Origin of the sequence: Streptomyces sp. B3I8, from assembly GCF_030816915.1 — a bacterium.
Lineage (GTDB): Bacteria > Actinomycetota > Actinomycetes > Streptomycetales > Streptomycetaceae > Streptomyces.
On the sequence record NZ_JAUSYN010000002.1, the window covers coordinates 4,844,522 to 4,862,778 of the forward strand.

At 70.6% G+C, this 18,257-nt stretch carries 17 protein-coding genes; 14 read left to right on the forward strand and 3 right to left on the reverse strand.

Going from position 1 to position 18,257, the window contains the following annotated elements; all coding sequences use genetic code 11:
- The first annotated feature begins 140 nt into the window (after positions 1 to 140).
- From atpB to QFZ64_RS23860, 9 genes are all read left to right on the forward strand, one after another.
- Positions 141 to 962 carry a F0F1 ATP synthase subunit A gene (atpB, locus tag QFZ64_RS23820; protein ID WP_307068925.1) on the forward strand — a complete coding sequence of 274 codons (822 nt, stop codon included), beginning with the start codon at positions 141 to 143 and terminating at the stop codon, positions 960 to 962.
- Between the two features lie 72 nt (positions 963 to 1,034).
- Positions 1,035 to 1,265: an ATP synthase F0 subunit C gene (atpE, locus tag QFZ64_RS23825; protein ID WP_006142454.1), complete on the forward strand. Its 231-nt coding sequence runs from the start codon at positions 1,035 to 1,037 to the stop codon at positions 1,263 to 1,265.
- A 41-nt stretch (positions 1,266 to 1,306) separates the two neighbouring features.
- Entirely contained in the window at positions 1,307 to 1,867 is a 561-nt protein-coding gene (locus QFZ64_RS23830; protein WP_307068930.1) for a F0F1 ATP synthase subunit B, read from the forward strand.
- A complete protein-coding gene (locus QFZ64_RS23835; protein ID WP_307068931.1) occupies positions 1,864 to 2,685 on the forward strand; it encodes a F0F1 ATP synthase subunit delta in 822 nt (273 codons plus the stop codon). Before QFZ64_RS23830 ends, QFZ64_RS23835 begins: the two co-directional genes overlap by 4 nt.
- A 150-nt stretch (positions 2,686 to 2,835) precedes the next feature.
- Positions 2,836 to 4,425, forward strand: coding sequence for a F0F1 ATP synthase subunit alpha (gene atpA, locus QFZ64_RS23840; RefSeq protein WP_307068934.1), 1,590 nt, complete (start codon positions 2,836 to 2,838; stop codon positions 4,423 to 4,425).
- A gap of 21 nt (positions 4,426 to 4,446) precedes the next feature.
- Positions 4,447 to 5,358 carry a F0F1 ATP synthase subunit gamma gene (locus tag QFZ64_RS23845; protein WP_307068935.1) on the forward strand — a complete coding sequence of 304 codons (912 nt, stop codon included), beginning with the start codon at positions 4,447 to 4,449 and terminating at the stop codon, positions 5,356 to 5,358.
- A gap of 6 nt (positions 5,359 to 5,364) precedes the next feature.
- The gene (gene atpD, locus QFZ64_RS23850; RefSeq protein ID WP_307068937.1) at positions 5,365 to 6,801 is read left to right on the forward strand and encodes a F0F1 ATP synthase subunit beta; all 1,437 of its coding nucleotides are present in this window, start codon (positions 5,365 to 5,367) and stop codon (positions 6,799 to 6,801) included.
- Between the two features lie 114 nt (positions 6,802 to 6,915).
- A complete protein-coding gene (locus QFZ64_RS23855) occupies positions 6,916 to 7,290 on the forward strand; it encodes a F0F1 ATP synthase subunit epsilon (RefSeq protein ID WP_307068939.1) in 375 nt (124 codons plus the stop codon).
- Between the two features lie 153 nt (positions 7,291 to 7,443).
- The gene (locus QFZ64_RS23860; RefSeq protein ID WP_307068941.1) at positions 7,444 to 7,890 is read left to right on the forward strand and encodes a DUF2550 domain-containing protein; all 447 of its coding nucleotides are present in this window, start codon (positions 7,444 to 7,446) and stop codon (positions 7,888 to 7,890) included.
- Positions 7,891 to 7,972: 82 nt separating this feature from the next.
- On the opposite strand, the gene QFZ64_RS23865 is transcribed toward QFZ64_RS23860, so the two are convergent.
- Entirely contained in the window at positions 7,973 to 9,820 is a 1,848-nt protein-coding gene (locus QFZ64_RS23865; RefSeq protein WP_307068943.1) for a glycoside hydrolase family 18 chitinase, read from the reverse strand.
- Positions 9,821 to 10,126: 306 nt separating this feature from the next.
- On the opposite strand from QFZ64_RS23865, the gene QFZ64_RS23870 reads away from it, so the two are divergent.
- Positions 10,127 to 10,810 carry a snapalysin family zinc-dependent metalloprotease gene (locus tag QFZ64_RS23870; protein ID WP_307068944.1) on the forward strand — a complete coding sequence of 228 codons (684 nt, stop codon included), beginning with the start codon at positions 10,127 to 10,129 and terminating at the stop codon, positions 10,808 to 10,810.
- Positions 10,811 to 10,939: 129 nt separating this feature from the next.
- Here QFZ64_RS23870 and QFZ64_RS23875 read toward each other — a convergent pair whose 3' ends face one another.
- Complete coding sequence (locus QFZ64_RS23875) at positions 10,940 to 12,208, reverse strand: IS701 family transposase (protein ID WP_373430654.1); 1,269 nt, start codon at positions 12,206 to 12,208, stop codon at positions 10,940 to 10,942.
- Positions 12,209 to 12,413: 205 nt separating this feature from the next.
- Positions 12,414 to 12,986, reverse strand: coding sequence for a cob(I)yrinic acid a,c-diamide adenosyltransferase (locus tag QFZ64_RS23880; RefSeq protein ID WP_307068947.1), 573 nt, complete (start codon positions 12,984 to 12,986; stop codon positions 12,414 to 12,416).
- Positions 12,987 to 13,374: 388 nt separating this feature from the next.
- Here QFZ64_RS23880 and QFZ64_RS23885 point away from each other — a divergent pair, with 388 nt between their 5' ends.
- The 4 genes from QFZ64_RS23885 (at position 13,375) to QFZ64_RS23900 (ending at position 18,101) form a co-directional block, all read left to right on the forward strand.
- A complete protein-coding gene (locus QFZ64_RS23885; protein ID WP_307068949.1) occupies positions 13,375 to 13,548 on the forward strand; it encodes a hypothetical protein in 174 nt (57 codons plus the stop codon).
- Positions 13,549 to 13,677: 129 nt separating this feature from the next.
- Positions 13,678 to 14,526, forward strand: coding sequence for a 3-hydroxyacyl-CoA dehydrogenase family protein (locus QFZ64_RS23890; RefSeq protein ID WP_307068951.1), 849 nt, complete (start codon positions 13,678 to 13,680; stop codon positions 14,524 to 14,526).
- A gap of 380 nt (positions 14,527 to 14,906) precedes the next feature.
- Complete coding sequence (locus tag QFZ64_RS23895) at positions 14,907 to 15,230, forward strand: STAS domain-containing protein (RefSeq protein ID WP_307068953.1); 324 nt, start codon at positions 14,907 to 14,909, stop codon at positions 15,228 to 15,230.
- Between the two features lie 273 nt (positions 15,231 to 15,503).
- The gene (locus QFZ64_RS23900; protein ID WP_373430655.1) at positions 15,504 to 18,101 is read left to right on the forward strand and encodes an ATP-binding protein; all 2,598 of its coding nucleotides are present in this window, start codon (positions 15,504 to 15,506) and stop codon (positions 18,099 to 18,101) included.
- Positions 18,102 to 18,257 lie beyond the last annotated feature (156 nt).

Here is an 18,257-nt window from a genome sequence, read left to right on the forward strand (position 1 = left end):
GACGCCTGCTCAATCGCGAGGCTCGATGCCCCCCGGCCGCCCCCACATCCGAAACACCAGTCCAGTGCCGACCCGCGGCCGCTTGCCGCGCCGACACAACGAGGTTGCCGTACCCATGCGCCACGCTGAAGGAGCCCGCGGTGAGTGCTGACCCGACGCAGGTGCTCGCCTTCGAGACCGACTGCCACATCTTCGACGGCTGTGGCTTCCCCGCTCCGGGCCTGCACTCGTTCCTGTTCGAGCCCCTGTGGGGCGACGGGGACAGCAACTTGTACTTCAACAAGACGATGCTGCTCGCGCTGATCGGCTCGCTCGTCATCGTCGGCTTCTTCTGGGCCGCCTTCGCCAGGCCGAAGGTCGTCCCGGGCAAGCTGCAGATGGTCGCCGAGGCCGGCTACGACTTCGTCCGTCGCGGCATCGTCTACGAGACCATCGGCAAGCGCGAGGGCGAGAAGTACGTGCCCTTCATGGTCTCGCTGTTCTTCTTCGTCTGGATGATGAACCTCTGGTCCATCGTCCCGCTCGCGGCCTTCCCCGTGACGGCGATCATCTCCTACCCGCTGGTGCTCGCACTGATCGTCTGGGTGACGTGGATCGCCCTGACGTTCAAGCGGCAGGGATTCGTCGGCTTCTTCAAGAACGTCACGGGCTACGACCCCTCCATCGGGCCCGTGCTGCCGCTGTCGATGACCATCGAGTTCTTCTCGAACCTGTTCATCCGGCCGTTCACGCACGCCGTGCGACTCTTCGCGAACATGTTCGCGGGCCACACCCTCCTGTTGCTCTTCACGATCGCCAGCTGGTACCTGCTGAACGGCATCGGGATCGCCTACGCCGGCGTCTCGTTCGTCATGGTCCTGGTGATGACGGTGTTCGAGCTCTTCATCCAGGCCGTCCAGGCGTACGTCTTCGTCCTCCTGGCCTGCAGCTACGTCCAGGGTGCGCTCGCCGAGCACCACTGAGCACCCCGGCTCCCGCCCCTCATCGTCCGGTGGCCAACCCCCACCGGTCCGCAAAGAAAAGGAAGAACTGGCATGTCCCAGACCCTTGCCGCTGTTTCCGGCTCGCTCGGCTCCATCGGTTACGGCCTCGCTGCCATCGGTCCCGGCGTCGGTATCGGCATCATCTTCGGCAACGGCACCCAGGCCCTGGCCCGTCAGCCCGAGGCCGCCGGTCTGATCCGCGCCAACCAGATCCTCGGCTTCGCCTTCTGTGAGGCCCTGGCGCTGATCGGTCTGGTCATGCCGTTCGTCTTCGGCAAGTGACCAGCTGATTCAGCCCAGCCGACTAGACGAAAGGCACTGATGTGAGCCCCCTGGTTCAGCTCGCGGCGGAGACGGAGAACCCCCTCGTCCCGCCGATCCCCGAGCTCGTCATCGGCCTGATCGCCTTCGTCATCGTCTTCGGCTTCCTGTTCAAGAAGCTCATCCCGAACATCAACAAGGTTCTGGAAGAGCGACGGGAAGCCATCGAGGGCGGTATCGAGAAGGCCGAGGCCGCGCAGACCGAGGCCCAGAGCGTCCTCGAGCAGTACAAGGCCCAGCTCGCCGAGGCACGGCACGAAGCCGCGCGGCTGCGCCAGGAGGCGCAGGAGCAGGGTGCCGCGCTCATCGCCGAGATGCGCGCGGAAGGCCAGCGGCAGCGTGAGGAGATCATCGCCGCCGGTCACGCGCAGATCGAGGCGGACCGCAAGGCCGCCGCGCACACGCTGCGGCAGGATGTCGGACGGCTCGCCACCGACCTCGCCGGCAAGCTCGTGGGTGAGTCCCTTCAGGACCACGCCCGCCAGAGCCGAGTGATCGACCGCTTCCTCGACGACCTCGAGGACAAGGCCGACGCCCCGTCGAAGGCCGAGGCGGCTCGATGACCACGCACGGAGCGAGCCGTGGGGCGCTGGCCGCCGCACGCGAGCGCCTCGACGCGCTGACCGACTCGACGTCCGCCGACGCCGGCGCGCTCGCCGACGAGCTGGCCGCCGTCACGGTGCTGCTGGACCGCGAGGCCGGTCTGCGCCGGGTCCTCACCGACCCGGCGCAGCCCGCCGAGGCCAAGGCCCAGCTCGCCCACCGGCTGCTGGCCGGCCAGATCGGCGGCACCGCGCTCGACCTCGTGTCCGGCACGGTGCGCTCCCGCTGGTCGCGTTCGCGCGACCTGGTGGACGTGCTGGAGGAGCTGGCGAACATCGCCGACCTCACCGCCGCCCAGCGCAACGGCACACTGGACGAGGTGGAGGACGAGCTGTTCCGGTTCGCCCGGATCGTCGTCTCCAGTACCGGGCTGCGGTCCGCGCTCACCGACAGCGCCGCCCCGGCGTCGTCCAAGAGCGAGCTGCTGCACCGTCTGCTCGGCGGCCGGGCCAAGCCCGTCACCGAGCGTCTGGTGACGCGACTCGTCACCGCGCCCCGGGGACGTAGCCTGGAGTCGGGACTCGAGTCCCTGTCCAGGCTCGCCGCCGAGCGGCGGGACCGGATGGTCGCGATCGTCACCTCGGCGGTACCGCTGAGCGACCCGCAGAAGCAGCGCCTGGGCGCCGCCCTCGCGAAGCTCTACGGCCGCCCGATGCACCTCAACCTCGACGTCGACCCCGAGGTCGTCGGCGGGATCCGGGTGCAGGTCGGTGACGAGGTCATCAACGGATCGATCGCGGACCGGCTCGAGGACGCCACCCGGCGTATGGCGAGCTGACCGGCGAGCCGGCGGCACCGCACACGACGTAGTAATACGGCCCGCGTTGGGCCGTGCAGAGGATTCACCTCGTTCATGGGGGGAGTCCGGAGTCTTGAGAATCCCCCCAAAGTGAAACTTCGGGCCCAACAAGGAGAGCAGGGAACCCAGATGGCGGAGCTCACGATCCGGCCGGAGGAGATCCGGGACGCGCTGGAGAACTTCGTCCAGTCGTACCAGCCGGACGCGGCCTCGCGCGAGGAGGTCGGTACGGTCAGCCTTGCCGGCGACGGCATCGCGAAGGTCGAGGGCCTGCCCTCGGCCATGGCCAACGAACTGCTGAAGTTCGAGGACGGCACCCTCGGTCTCGCCCTCAACCTCGAGGAGCGCGAGATCGGCTGCGTCGTCCTCGGCGAGTTCAGCGGCATCGAGGAGGGCCAGCCGGTCACCCGCACCGGCGAGGTCCTGTCGGTGGCCGTGGGCGAGGGCTACCTCGGCCGCGTGGTCGACCCGCTCGGCAACCCGATCGACGGCCTCGGCGAGATCGAGACGTCCGGCCGCCGCGCGCTGGAGCTGCAGGCTCCGGGCGTCATGGCCCGCAAGTCGGTGCACGAGCCGATGGAGACCGGTTACAAGGCCGTCGACGCCATGACCCCGATCGGCCGCGGCCAGCGTCAGCTGATCATCGGCGACCGTCAGACCGGCAAGACCGCCCTGGCCGTCGACACGATCATCAACCAGCGCGACAACTGGCGCTCGGGCGACCCGAAGAAGCAGGTCCGCTGCGTCTACGTCGCCATCGGCCAGAAGGGCTCCACCATCGCCTCCGTGCGGAGTGCCCTGGAGGAGTCCGGCGCGCTGGAGTACACGACCATCGTCGCCGCCCCGGCGTCCGACCCGGCCGGCTTCAAGTACCTGGCGCCGTACACCGGTTCCGCCATCGGTCAGCAGTGGATGTACGAGGGCAAGCACGTCCTCATCATCTTCGACGACCTGTCGAAGCAGGCCGACGCCTACCGCGCCGTCTCCCTGCTGCTGCGCCGCCCGCCGGGCCGCGAGGCCTACCCGGGCGACGTCTTCTACCTGCACTCCCGTCTGCTGGAGCGCTGCGCGAAGCTCTCCGACGACCTGGGCGCCGGTTCGATGACGGGTCTGCCGATCGTCGAGACCAAGGCGAACGACGTCTCGGCGTTCATCCCGACCAACGTCATCTCCATCACCGACGGCCAGTGCTTCCTGGAGTCGGACCTGTTCAACGCCGGTCAGCGCCCCGCGCTGAACGTCGGTATCTCCGTCTCCCGAGTCGGCGGTTCCGCACAGCACAAGGCGATGAGGCAGGTCTCCGGCCGGCTCCGTCTCGACCTCGCCCAGTACCGCGAGCTGGAGGCGTTCGCCGCCTTCGGTTCCGACCTGGACGCCGCGTCGAAGTCGCAGCTCGAGCGCGGTCAGCGGCTGGTGGAGCTGCTCAAGCAGCCCCAGTACCAGCCGATGCCGACCGAGGACCAGGTCGTCTCCGTGTGGGCCGGCACCACCGGCAGGATGGACGACGTGCCGGTCGCCGACATCCGCCGCTTCGAGAAGGAGCTCCTGGAGCACCTGCACCGCAAGGAGCAGGGCCTCATGACCTCCATCAAGGAGGGCGCGAAGATGTCCGACGACACCCTCCAGGCCGTCGGCGACGCCATCGCGGAGTTCAAGAAGCAGTTCGAGACGTCGGACGGCAAGCTGCTCGGCGAGGACGCCCCGTCCGCCGCCAAGTGACGTAAGGAAGGGACCTGACTCATGGGAGCCCAGCTCCGGGTCTACAAGCGTCGCATCCGATCCGTCACCGCGACCAAGAAGATCACCAAGGCGATGGAGATGATCGCCGCCTCGCGTGTCGTCAAGGCGCAGCGCAAGGTGGCGGCCTCCACGCCGTACGCGACCGAGCTCACCCGCGCGGTCACGGCGGTGGGTACCGGCTCGAACACGAAGCACCCGCTGACCACGCAGGCCGAGACGGTCACGCGGTCCGCGGTGCTGCTCCTGACCAGTGACCGCGGTCTGGCCGGCGCCTTCAACTCCAACGCCATCAAGGCCGCGGAGCAGCTCACCGAGCGCCTGGAGCGCGAGGGCCAGGAGGTCGACACGTACATCGTCGGCCGTCGTGGTCTCGCGCACTACAACTTCCGTGAGCGCCAGGTCGTCCAGTCGTGGACCGGGTTCACCGACGAGCCGACGTACGCGGACGCCAAGCAGGTCGCGGCTCCGCTGATCGAGGCCATCGAGAAGGACACGGCGGAGGGCGGTGTGGACGAGCTCCACATCGTGTTCACCGAGTTCGTGTCGATGATGACGCAGACGGCGCTCGGGGACCGGCTGCTGCCGCTCAGCCTCGACGAGGTGGCCAAGGAGTCGCCGGCGAAGGACGAGATCCTTCCGCTGTACGACTTCGAGCCGTCGGCGGAGGACGTCCTCGACGCCCTGCTGCCGCGCTACGTCGAGAGCCGGATCTACAACGCGCTGCTCCAGTCGGCCGCCTCCAAGCACGCCGCGACGCGGCGCGCGATGAAGTCGGCCACCGACAACGCCGGGGAGCTCATCGAGACGCTGTCCCGGCTTGCCAACGCGGCCCGCCAGGCCGAAATCACCCAGGAAATCAGCGAGATCGTCGGTGGCTCCGCAGCCCTGGCCGACGCGACCGCGGGGAAGTGACAGGTAATGACGACGACAGTTGAGACGGCCGTTGCCACGGGCCGCGTCGCCCGGGTCATCGGCCCGGTCGTCGACGTGGAGTTCCCCGTCGACGCCATGCCGGAGATCTACAACGCGCTCCACGTCGAGATCTCCGACCCGGCCGAGGCCGGCGCGAAGAAGACGCTGACCCTGGAGGTCGCCCAGCACCTGGGTGACGGCCTGGTCCGCACGATCTCGATGCAGCCCACCGACGGTCTGGTCCGCCAGGCCCCGGTCACCGACACGGGCACGGGCATCACCGTCCCGGTCGGCGACTTCACCAAGGGCAAGGTGTTCAACACCCTCGGCGAGGTGCTGAACGTCGACGAGAAGTACGACGGCGAGCGCTGGTCCATCCACCGCAAGGCGCCGAACTTCGACGCGCTCGAGTCGAAGACCGAGATGTTCGAGACCGGCGTCAAGGTCATCGACCTGCTGACCCCGTACGTCAAGGGCGGCAAGATCGGTCTGTTCGGCGGTGCCGGCGTCGGCAAGACGGTGCTCATCCAGGAGATGATCTACCGCGTCGCCAACAACCACGACGGTGTCTCCGTGTTCGCCGGTGTCGGCGAGCGCACCCGTGAGGGCAACGACCTCATCGAGGAGATGGCGGACTCCGGCGTCATCGACAAGACCGCCCTGGTCTTCGGTCAGATGGACGAGCCCCCGGGCACCCGTCTGCGGGTGGCGCTGGCGGGTCTGACCATGGCGGAGTACTTCCGCGATGTGCAGAAGCAGGACGTGCTGTTCTTCATCGACAACATCTTCCGCTTCACGCAGGCCGGTTCCGAGGTCTCGACCCTGCTCGGCCGCATGCCCTCCGCGGTGGGCTACCAGCCGAACCTGGCCGACGAGATGGGCCTCCTCCAGGAGCGCATCACCTCGACCCGCGGTCACTCGATCACCTCGATGCAGGCGATCTACGTCCCCGCGGACGACCTGACCGACCCGGCCCCGGCCACCACCTTCGCCCACCTCGACGCGACGACGGTGCTCTCCCGTCCGATCTCGGAGAAGGGCATCTACCCGGCCGTGGACCCGCTGGACTCCACGTCCCGGATCCTGGACCCGCGGTACATCGCGGCGGACCACTACAACACCGCGATGCGCGTCAAGACGGTCCTGCAGAAGTACAAGGACCTCCAGGACATCATCGCGATCCTCGGTATCGACGAGCTCGGCGAGGAGGACAAGCTCACCGTCCACCGTGCCCGCCGGGTGGAGCGCTTCCTGTCCCAGAACACCCACGTCGCCAAGCAGTTCACCGGCGTCGACGGGTCGGACGTGCCGCTGGACGAGTCGATCACCGCGTTCAACGCGATCATCGACGGCGAGTACGACCACTTCCCGGAGCAGGCGTTCTTCCTCTGCGGCGGTATCGAGGACCTGAAGAACAACGCGAAGGAGCTGGGCGTCTCCTGAGCCGTGCGCTCGCGGAGGAGGGGACGGGGGTCGTCTCCGTCCCCTCCTCCTCGCCCATTAGACTTGTAACCAACACCCGGCATCACCGCCGGGTGGTGACCCGAGGAGCCACCCTTGGCTGCTGAGCTGCACGTCGAGCTGGTCGCCGCCGACCGCCAGGTCTGGTCCGGCGAGGCCACCCTGGTCGTCGCGCGCACCACGTCCGGCGACATCGGCGTCATGCCCGGTCACCAGCCGCTGCTCGGTGTGCTGGAATCGGGCCCGGTGACCATCCGTACGAGTGAAGGTGGGACGGTCGTCGCCGCGGTGCACGGCGGTTTCCTCTCCTTCGCGGACGACAAGCTGTCGCTGCTGGCCGAGATCGCCGAGCTGTCGGACGAGATCGACGTCCAGCGCGTGGAGCGGGAGCTCGAGCGCGCGAAGGCGGAGGGCGACGCGTCCGCGGAGCGTCGCGCGGACGTCCGACTGCGTGCGGTGGCGGCGCGCTGACCGCCTCGCCCATGCCATGACGCGTCTCAGCCGCGGTCGGCACCGGAGCAATCCGGCGCCGACCGCGGCTGAGGCGAATGTGGATGTTTTTTCCGTTCCGTTACCTGATCCGACGGCCTGGGACATGGCCGGGAGACGAGGAGGTCGGTGCCGATGGTCCTCGCTCTGACTGTGTGCGGGGCGGTGATCCTGCTCCTGGCCGTGGCGCTGTTCGTCTTCGGCCTCAGGCGGCGGCTGATCCAGCGCTCGGGCGGCACCTTCGACTGCAGCCTGCGCTGGGACGTCAGCGAGCAGACCGACACCAGTGGCAAGGGCTGGGGTTACGGCATCGCGCGTTACAACGGCGACCGCGTCGAGTGGTTCCGCGTCTTCTCCTACGCGCCCCGCCCGCGCCGTGTCCTGGAGCGCTCGGCCATCGAGGTGGCCGGCCGCCGGGCCCCCGAGGGCGAGGAGGAGCTGGCGCTGCTGTCCGACGCCGTCATCCTGACCTGTGTGCACCGCGGGGTGCGGCTGGAGCTGGCGATGAGCGACGACGCGCTGACCGGCTTCCTGGCCTGGCTGGAGGCGGCGCCGCCAGGACAACGAGTGAACGTGGCGTAGGCCGGGGGGTTCCCGGACACGCATCGGCCCCCTTCCCGTGTGAGCGAGCGGGAAGGGGGCCGACGTGTGTGCGCGGTCGTCGTTACGACAGGCCGCTGTTGATCGCGCTCACCAGCTCACCGTTGCCGGTGTCGCCGCTGAAGTCCCAGAAGAACGCGCCTCCCAGGCTCTGGCCCTTGGCCCACGACATCTTGGTGCCGATGGTGGCCGGGGTGTCGTACGACCACCAGTTGCTGCCGCAGTGCGCGTACGCCGTGCCCGCGACGGTGCCGGTGACGGGGCAGGAGGTCTTCAGGACCTTGTAGTCCTCGATGCCGGGCTCGTACGTGCCCGTCGCCGGGCCGGTGGCCGAGCCGCCCGGGGCGTCCTGGGTGACGCCCGTCCAGCCGCGGCCGTAGAAGCCGATGCCGATGAGCAGCTTGCTCGCGGGAACGCCCTTCGCCTTGAACTTGGCGATCGCGTCGGCCGTGGTGAAGCCCGGGGTCGGGATACCGCTGTACGAGGTGAGCGGGGAGTGCGGAGCGGTCGGGCCGTCCGCGTCGAAGGCGCCGAAGAAGTCGTACGTCATCACGTTGTACCAGTCGACGTACTGGGCGGCGCCCGCGTAGTCGGCGGCGTCGATCTTGCCGCCGTTGGTGCCGTCGGCCGTGGTGGCCGCGGTGACCAGGTTCTGCGAACCGAACTTGGCGCGCAGCGCCTGCATCAGGTTCTTGTAGGCCGCGGCCCCGCTGGTGTCACAGGACAGGCCGCAGGCGTTGGGGTACTCCCAGTCGATGTCGATGCCGTCGAAGACGTCGGCCCAGCGCGGGTCCTCGACCAGGTTGTAGCAGGAGTCGGCGAACGCGGCCGGGTTCTTCGCGGCCTCGCCGAACCCGCCGGACCATGTCCAGCCGCCGAAGGACCAGATGACCTTGATGTTCGGGTACTTGGCCTTCAGCTCGCGCAGCTGGTTGAAGTTGCCGCGCAGCGGCTGGTCCCAGGTGTCGGCGACGCCGCTGACGGACTGGTCGGCGGTGAACGCCTTGTCGTAGTCGGCGTAGGAGTCGCCGATGGCGCACTTGCCGCCGGTGACGTTGCCGAAGGCGTAGTTGATGTGGGTGATCTTCGCGGCGGAGCCGGAGGTCACGATGTTCTTGACGTTGTAGTTGCGGCCGTAGGTGCCCCACTCGGTGAAGTAGCCGAGCTTGACCTTGCCGCCCGCGTTGCCGCCGTCGTCCCCGTCACCGGGGTCGGTGGTGCCGCCGCCGGTGGTGTGCACCTTGACCGCGCTGCTGGGGGAGCCCGTCTGGTCGGCGGTGTCACGGGCCTGGACGGTGTACGAGTAGTCGGTGCCGGCGGTCAGCCCCGAGTCGGTGTACGAGGTGGAGGTGACGGTGGCGACCTTGGAACCGTCGCGCAGGACGTCGTAGTTCTTGACGCCCTTGTCGTCACTGGCCGCGCTCCAGGAGAGCTTGACCGAGGTGTCGGTGACCAAGGAGGCGGTGGGGGTGCCCGGCGCGGAGGGCGGGTTGTCGCCGGGGACCGTGGTGCCGCCGTCGCAGCTCGCGCCGTTCAGGGTGCAGCCGGTCGGGGAGCCGGAACCGGAGCCGTTGAAGCCGAAGGAGACGGAGGCGCCGGGGGCGAGGGTGCCGTTGTAGGACTTGTTCTTGGCGGTCCAGTGGTTGCCGGAGTGGGTGACGTCCGCGTCCCAGGCGGAGGTCACGGCCGTCCCCGAGGGGAAGTCCCACTCGATCGTCCAGGAGCTGATGCCGCTGCTCCCGGTGTTCTTGACGGTCCACTTGCCTTCGAAGCCGGTGCCCCAGTCCTGGGACTTGGCGTAGGTGGCGGTGGCCGAGTCGGCGGCGTGGGCGGGGCCCGCGAGGCCGACGAGCCCGGCGAGGGGGAGAAGCAGGGTCGCGAACCCTGCGGCAGCCCGGTGTCTGAAGCGCATCCGCGCCTCCTTGTGTGGGGTTTGTCGGGGCCATGACTGTGCACGCTGCCGCGAGAGTAGAAAGGTCTGGACCATCCGTCAATAGGTCTGGACCAGTGAGCGGTGTGCGCGAGGAGTGCCGCTCGGATCCCCAACTCCCCTGTGGTTCACGAGTAATCGCGATACCTGACGGGTATCGTGCGCCCAGTACCCGCGCCCGCCGCGCCGCGCCGGCAACGCGGGTTCCCGCGGGCGCGCTTCGGGCCCGCGGGCCGGAAGGCTCTCCAGGGCCGGGTTCCTGACGTCACCGGCAGAGCGGACGTGACCATGGAGGTCGTGAAGGTGCGTCGTCGAGTACTGAGCCTGATGTCGGCCCTGGTCTGTGCGGGCGCCGCCGTGACAGGCGCGGGGTCCCCGGCAGGTGCCGCGGAACCGGATCCCGAGACCATTCCCATCGATCTGATACTCGCCGGTTCCTACGCGGATCCCGTCCGTGACGCGATGAGGATCTGGAACACGGCCGTCCCGGGAATCAAGTTCGTGGAGCAGAGCACCCCCGCCTCACTGCGGGTCAAGGAGTACACGACCGCGACCGGTACCGGTTCGCACGTCTTCCTCGACGGAGCGGGGAGAGGCTGGGTATATCTCGAGACCGGAGACGCGAAGGTCTACCCGCCCACCCGTGTCGCCGTTCACGAACTGGGGCACACCCTGTCACTCGCCGATCTCGGGCCGGGCAGCCCGTGTTCCAAAGTGATGTCGGGGGGATGGGCGGGGCCCGAGTGCGTCAACACCCAGCCCGACGCGGAGGAGGTCGCCGAAGTGGCGGCCTACTTCGCCGGTCACGATGTCGGCGATCAAGTACCGGGATGGCCGCCTCCGTCGGACGAACAGGGCCTGTCCGGCGATTCCCGCCGCCCGTCCGACAGGACCCCGGGGGCCCCTGGGCAGGGCCCCCACCGCGTCGGCGCCGTCGGCCCGCTGCGACCTGATCCGAACGACGGACCCTAGTAGTGCTTCGTTAGGTTCTGGGCTGTCTGCGGCGGGTTCGTGGGCTGGGCAGGGGTCGGCCGCAGGTGGTGCAGACACCGGTCCAGCACCTCAGCAGGTCCTGAAGAACGTCGAGGACCTGGTAGAGGGTCAGGCCGGTGTGTGGGCTTTTGGGTCGAGCCGCCGGAGGGTGAGGAAGGCCTGGGCGGCGGTGACGAGGGTGACGTGGTGGTGCCAGCCGCGCCAGGTGCGGCCCTCGAAGTGGTCCAGGCCCAGGCCGTGCTTGAGCTCGCGGTAGTCGTGCTCGATCCGCCGGCGCATCTTGGCCCACCGCACCAGGTCGGTGACGGGTGTGGTGGCGGGCAGGTTCGATATCCAGTAGTCCGTCGGGGTGTCCTGGCCGTCCGGCCACTCGATGAGGAGCGTCTGGACGGGCAGGACGCCGTCCCACCGGTTGCGGCCGCCGCCGGCCTCCTGAGCCGCGGCCAGGGACTGCTTGCCCGCGGGCCGTACTGTCAGGACCGCGAACCGTGAGGTCATCGCGTCTTTGCTGCCCTGCCTCCAGGTCACCTCGGTGAACCGCTCCGCACCCGCCTGTGCGGCGAGGACGCAGACGGCTTGTGGTGGGGTGCGGTAACGGGGAAGGGTGGGTGGTCCGAGCCCGCCATAAGCAGGCTGGTGCGGCTCGGCATCCTCGGGGTGGGCGACTTCCTTCCCGTTCAGGGCCAGGACATAGGACAGCCCTCGCGTCTGGAGGCCGAGCCGGAACAGGGTGCTGACGCCGTAGCCGGCGTCGGCGACCACGACCGGAGCCTTCAGCCGCCACTGGGCGAGCGTGTCCAGCAGGCCGAGCGCCAGACGCCACTTCTCCCGGTGCACCACCTCGTCGGGGACTCCTGCCCTGCGGCACCGGTCCGGCTCGTCCGTCCACTCACGCGGCAGATACAACTGCCACTCCAACGGGCACGAGGCGGTGTCGGTGGCGGCATGGACACTGACCGCGACCTGGCAGTTCGCCCGCTTGCCGACCGCTCCGCAGTACTGGCGGGCCACCCCGACCGACGCCTTGCCGCACTTGGGGAACGACACGTCGTCGATCACCCACACCTCAGGGCGGATGGCCTCGCACAACCACTCGGCGATCCGCCGCCTGACCGGTAACGGATCCCACGGCGACTGGTTCACGAACTGCTGCAGGGCCTGCATGTTCCCGTCCGGCAGACGCTCGGCCATCGGCTGGATGGACTTGCGCCGGCCGTCGAGCATCAAGCCTCGCAGATAGCACTCGCCCCACCGCCGCTGATCCCGCCGCGGAAACGACCCGAACACATCGGCAACGAACTCCGCCAACTCGCCCCGGAGCCGTTCCACCTCCCCCAACCTCACTCCAGGAAGCTGCCCACGATCAGCAGAGATCACTCCACGTAACGAAGCACTACTAGGGCCTCTCGTTCGGATCATTCCGGCGTCGCGGGGTCCGGTACGCGCCTGTGCGGCGTTGTCGTCGGTTGCCGGGGCTCCGCCCTGGCGCCCTCGCGCCTTGGCAGCCGCACGCACCGGACCCCGCTCGGGTCGGTCGAGGACGCACCGCGCCTCCCAGTCGGCCTGATCCAGACGAAAGACCCTAGCGCTCGCCCCCCGGCACCCACAGCACGTCGCCGGTCCCCAGGTTCGCCACGCGGGCCAGGATGAACAGGAGGTCGGAGAGGCGGTTGAGGTAGGTCGCGGTCAGCGGGTTCATGACCTCGCCGTGCGCCTCCAGCGCCGCCCACGTCGACCGCTCGGCCCGCCGCACCACCGTGCACGCCTGGTGCAGCAGGGCCGCGCCCGGGGTGCCGCCGGGCAGGATGAAGGAACGCAGCTTCTCCAGCCGCTCGTTGAACCGGTCGCAGTCCGCCTCGAGCCGGTCGACGTAGAACTGCTCCACCCTCAGCGGCGGGAACTCGGGGTTCTCCACCACCGGAGTCGACAGGTCGGCCCCGACGTCGAACAGGTCGTTCTGGACCCGGACGAGCACCTTGCCGACCTCCTCGTCCAGGCCGCCCAGCGCGATCGCCGTCCCGATCACCGCGTTCGCCTCGTTGGCGTCCGCGTACGCCGAGATCCGAAGATCGGTCTTGGGGACGCGGCTCATGTCACCGAGGTTGGTGGTGCCCTTGTCGCCGGTCCGCGTGTAGATGCGTGTCAGATTGACCATGCGGCCAGGGTATGTACGCCGTCGCCCGGCGCGGTGCACCTGTGCGCACCGTCACGGCGCGGTCCGTGCCCTCCCGGTCGTCCCCCGGCGGCGCGGAAGGCCCGCGTGCCGACCGCCGGCGCGAGAACGCCGAAGGCGAGCTGGGCGCGCGGCCGGGACACGGGGGAGTCGGCCACGCGGGCCGTGCCGCGCGAACCGCGCGCCGAGGTGGAGGCCGTCTCGCCCCGGGGTTGACTCATGGAGGACTACGACCGTTTCGTGCGTTGCCTCCAGGAGGCGCCGCCGCGTTCCCGGCTGTGGGGCATGCGGCAGGAGATCCACGCCCACCTCGAGGCGCCCCGGCGCGAGGAGGCCGCCGCTCCCCGCCGGCGACCCGGTGCCCGACCTGATGGCCGGACAGATCCGCTGGATCCACCGGGGCGTGTTCGGCGCCACCGGCCGGGAGACGCCCGGCGGACGCGACCCGTGGGAAGTGTCGCGGGAGGCGCCGGTCCTCCTCGACGGCATCGAGGAGCTGTTGAGCGATCGGGTGCGCAACTACGCCGTCCGGGGCACGGAATGACCCGCCCCGGTGTGATGTCCGTCAAGTGGGACGTGACCCGCGTTACTTAGCGGTCACAGGCGGGCGGACGGGCGCTAGGGTCCGCCGAAGGAGCACGGGACAACGCAAGGACGCGTAAGGGGTCGCACAGTGGCAGGGAAGGTCGCCGTCATCGGAGCCGGGCTCATGGGGTCCGGCATCGCCCAGGTCGCCGCGACCGCGGGCTGGGACGTCGTCCTGCGGGACGTCACCGACGAGGCGCTCACCCGCGGCACGGACGCGATCAAGGCCTCGTACGAGAAGTTCGTGGCCAAGGGGACGCTGGAGGCGGCCGACGCCGAGGCCGCCCTCGGGCGGATCGGCACCACCACCGACCTCGACGCCGCCGCCGACGCGGACCTCGTCGTCGAGGCGGTGTTCGAGCAGCTCGACGTCAAGCACGACCTCTTCCGCACGCTCGACACGCTCGTGCGGGAGGACGCCGTGCTCGCGTCCAACACCTCGGCCATCCCGATCACCAAGATCGCGGCGGCCACCGCCCGGCCCGAACGGGTCGTCGGCGTGCACTTCTTCTCACCGGTGCCGATGATGCGGCTCGTCGAGCTGGTGCGCGGATACAAGACGAGCGACGAAACGCTCGCCACCGCGCGGCGGTTCGCCGAGTCCGTCGGCAAGATCTGCATCGTCGTCAACCGGGACGTGGCGGGCTTCGTGACCACCCGGCTCATCTCCGCGCTTGTCGTGGAGGCCACCAAGCTGTACGAGTCGGGCGTCGCCACCGCCGAGGACATCGACCTGGCCTGCAAACTGGGCTTCGGTCATGCGATGGGGCCGCTGGCGACGGCCGACCTCACCGGCGTCGACATCCTGTTGCACGCCACCGGCAACATCTACACCGAGTCCCAGGACGAGAAGTTCGCCCCGCCGGAGCTGATGCGCCGGATGGTGGACGCCGGTGACATCGGCCGCAAGAGCGGGCAGGGCTTCTACACGTACTGACGCCCCGTCCGCACCCGCCGGGACCTCGGCGGGCGCCGGCCGCGCACGGCTCGCACGAACGGCGTACACCGGCACCGTACGCACCCCGGGGGGATCACCCGCAGGAGTGAATTCGGTATCGGTTCGCCAACAACCAGCAACCGGACCGCCGCTCAGGCAGTCAGAAGTTGCATCGGAACGTGCATCAGGTCTTACATCAACGACTTGCCGCACAAGCGCATCGAACGGTGCATCGGAAGGTGCGGCGGACGGTGAGTCGTACCGGTGCCGGGCCGGTGCCGTACCGGTGCCGGAGTTCCGCCACCGTGGCACCGCATATCGAACACCGATCGAACGTCCGCCGATGACGGAGCACGACACCGCACTCTCGGGGAGCGCATATGTACATCAGGGGCGACCACGCCGGGCTGGTCGTCGGGGGCCGCCTCGACGTCCGCAGCGCGGCGGACGCCCGTACGGTCCTGCACTCGGCCGTCGACGACGGAGCCGGCGACCTGGTTCTCGACCTGTCCGGACTGGACTCGTGGGACGCCACCGGACTCGGCGTGATCATGGGAGCCCACCGGCGGGCCGGACGGTGCGGCAGGCGGCTCGTCCTGCGCGGCGTCCCGCCCCAGATGCAGCGCCTGCTGGTGGCCACCCGGCTGCACCGCATCCTCGCCATCGAGGGCGGCATCGGCGTGGAGTCCCTGCCCCGCGTCTGACCGTCCCCCCCCGGCGCCCGGCGCCCGGCGCCCGGCACCGGGCAGGAGCGCACGACTCGGCGCGAACCGTACGACGCGCTCAATCTCCATGAAGCCGTGATGTTGCGGACCGCGCGGTACCCCGGCTGTTCCGCGATACTGTGCGAAGGTTTAGGGTTCGGCTGCCCGCCGCCCGTCAGCCCGGGCGGGTACCGGACCAGAAGCGACAGCGTCGCGGTGTGCGGCAAGGCCGGGAGGGTTTTCGGCACACGACGCTTTTGGGGGCTAGAACCGATGGACCCGAACACCGCGGGACCCGAGGAGTACGGCCACGACGGTGACGGCCACCAGGGCCGTGACAGCCGTGACGCCCAGGCCCGCGCCGCCGGCCGGCGCTCGCCCCGGGATTCCCTCACCGCCGACTTCGGCCAGCACGCGCCCGCGCCGGCGCGCACCGCCCGGATCGTGGCGGGTGAGTTCCTGCTCACCGTCAACCCGGTGGACGGCAGCGAGATCGAGAACCGGCCGCCCCAGGAGCACCCCGGGCGGCCGGCCAAGTACACCGCCGCCCGTCGCTCGGAGAGCGAGCGCGCCGCCCGGCCGCCCGTGCCGCCGGGCTCCGCACTCCCCGACTCCGGCCTGCTCCAGCGCGACGAGGAACGCGATCGGCTGGTCGGGCTGCTGGCCCGTGGCCGCTCCGTCCGCCTCGTCGGCGCCCCCGGCTCCGGCCGCACCGTCCTGCTGGACGCGGTCGCCGTGGACTGCGCCGATCTCGCCCCCGACGGCGTCGTCCGCCTCTCCGGCCACCGGCGCACCGTCGACGACCTGATGGGCGATCTCTATCACGCCGTGTTCGACGCCCCCGAGTACCGCCCGGGCCGCGACGAGCTGCGCGAGGCCCTCGCCGAGATCGGCGCCGTCGTCCTCCTCGACGACCTCGAGTTCGGCGGTGCCGCCCTCGACGAACTCCTCGACGCCACCCCCGAGTGCGCCTATCTGTGCGCCGTCACCCCCGACGTGCCGGCCCCCTCGGCCGAGGCCGCCTTCGAGGACGTCGCGCTCGGCGGGCTCGACCGCGCGGGCTGCGTCGAACTCCTGGAGCGGGCCGTCGGACGCGTTCTCACCGAGGAGGAGTCCAACTGGGCCGGCGACCTCCTGTTCGAGTCCGAGGGCCTGCCGCTGCGGTTCAAGCAGGCCGGGGCGCTGCTGCGGCAGCGGGACCGGCTGCGCCTGGAGGCCGAGGCCTTCGACGAGTACGGCGTCTTCGAGGACGCCAAGGCGGAGGCCGCCACCGTCCGCGACACCGTGCCCGAGTCCGTGACCGGTGACGAGGAGCCGCTGCCACCGCTCGCCGAGGCCGCGGCGGCCGCGCCGCTGCTCGCCTCCCGGCTGAGCCGGTCGGCCCGCGAGACCCTGCGGTTCGCCGTCGCGCTCGACGGCGAGGTGCCGCACCTCACCCACCTCCCCGCGCTCGTCGACGACACCCACGCGGACGCCGCCCTCGCCGAGCTGGCCGGCTGCGCGCTGGTCACCCCGGTCGGCGCCCGCTACCGGCTCGCCGCCGGGGTCCTGGCGCAGCTCGTGGCCGCCGGGTACGACACCGACGCCGAGGAACACCTGCTGACCGCCGCCCGGCACTACGCCTGGTGGGCCGGACACCCCTCGGTCACCCCCGAGCGGGTCGCGGCCGAGGCCGACGCCGTGCTGGCCGCGCTCACCGCGCTGGTGCCGCTCACCACGCCGGTGGACGAGAACTCCGAGGCCGCCGAGGACACAGCGGAGCCGGAGGGCCGGGGAGGAGCCGGAGCGGCCCGTCGCCGTGCGGCTCGCCCGGCAGGCCGCGCCCGCGTTCGCCGCAGGGCTGCGCTGGGGCGCCTGGGAGCGGGCGCTGCGGGCCGGTGCGGAGGCCTCGCGGCTGGCGGGGGAGGTGGCCGACCAGGCGTACTTCCACCACGAGCTGGGCGTCCTCGCGCTCTGCGAGGGCCAGTTGGACCGGGCCCGGGCCGAGCTGGAGACGTCCGTAGGACTGCGCGGCGCGGTCGCCGACCGGCGGGGGACCGTCGCGGGGCGGCGCGCCCTGGCGCTGGTCGACGACCGGGCGGGCACCGCATCGGGCACGGCGCTGGTCCTGGCGTCCGACGTCGTCTCCGCCGCGTCGCCGGCCGGGCCGGCGGCCGGGGAACCGGGCACGGGGGGTTCGGCGGCGTGGCCCCCGGTGGGCGACACCGCGACCCTGGTGTCGTACCGGGCGGCCGCGGCACTGCCGCCGGGGTCGGGAGCGGGGGCCGCCGCCGGCGCCGCGGCCGGTACCGGCGGGCGCCGGCGGGGCGGGTTGCGCTCAGCGGCGCGCGGCACCCGGCGCAATCTCGTGGCCGCGGGGGCGGGGGCGCTGCTCGTGGCCGCGCTCGGCACGGTGGTGACGCTCGGCGCAACCTCCGACAACAACCACAACGAGAACGCGCCCTCCGAGCGGGTCGGGGTCGACCCCTCGATCGGCCAGGACAGCGGGGACGACAGCCTGGGCGCGGACAAGACGAAGAAGGACGACGCCGGGGGTGGGGTGCCGGCCGGGCACAAGTCGGCGGCGCCGTCGGATCCCGGGCCGGACGGGACGTACGGGACGGCGGACGATCCGTCGCCGACGGCGTCGTCCTCGCCTTCGGCGACGCGGTCGGTGTCGACGACGGGGAAGGGGCACGGCGGGGGAGACAAGGGGGACGGTGGGGGCGGGAAGACGTCGTCGGGGTCGACGCCGTCCTCGAAGCCTCCGAAGTCCTCGACGCCTGCGGGGTCGCCGACACCGTCGAGCACGGCTCCGAGCTCGCCGGAGTCGCCGTCGGAGACGGCCTCCGAGGATCCGGGCATGACGAACTCGGCGTCGGCGTCGTCTAGTACGACGGTGACGAACAGTGCGTCGCAGAGCGGCGCGGGGACCGGGACGCCGGTGGCCTGACCCGGGTTCTTTCCGCCCCCGCCTGCCCTTGCCCTTCCCGTTCCCGGGGGCTCCGCCCCCGGAGCCCGAAAGGATCGCGCGGTTCCCCGTGCCCC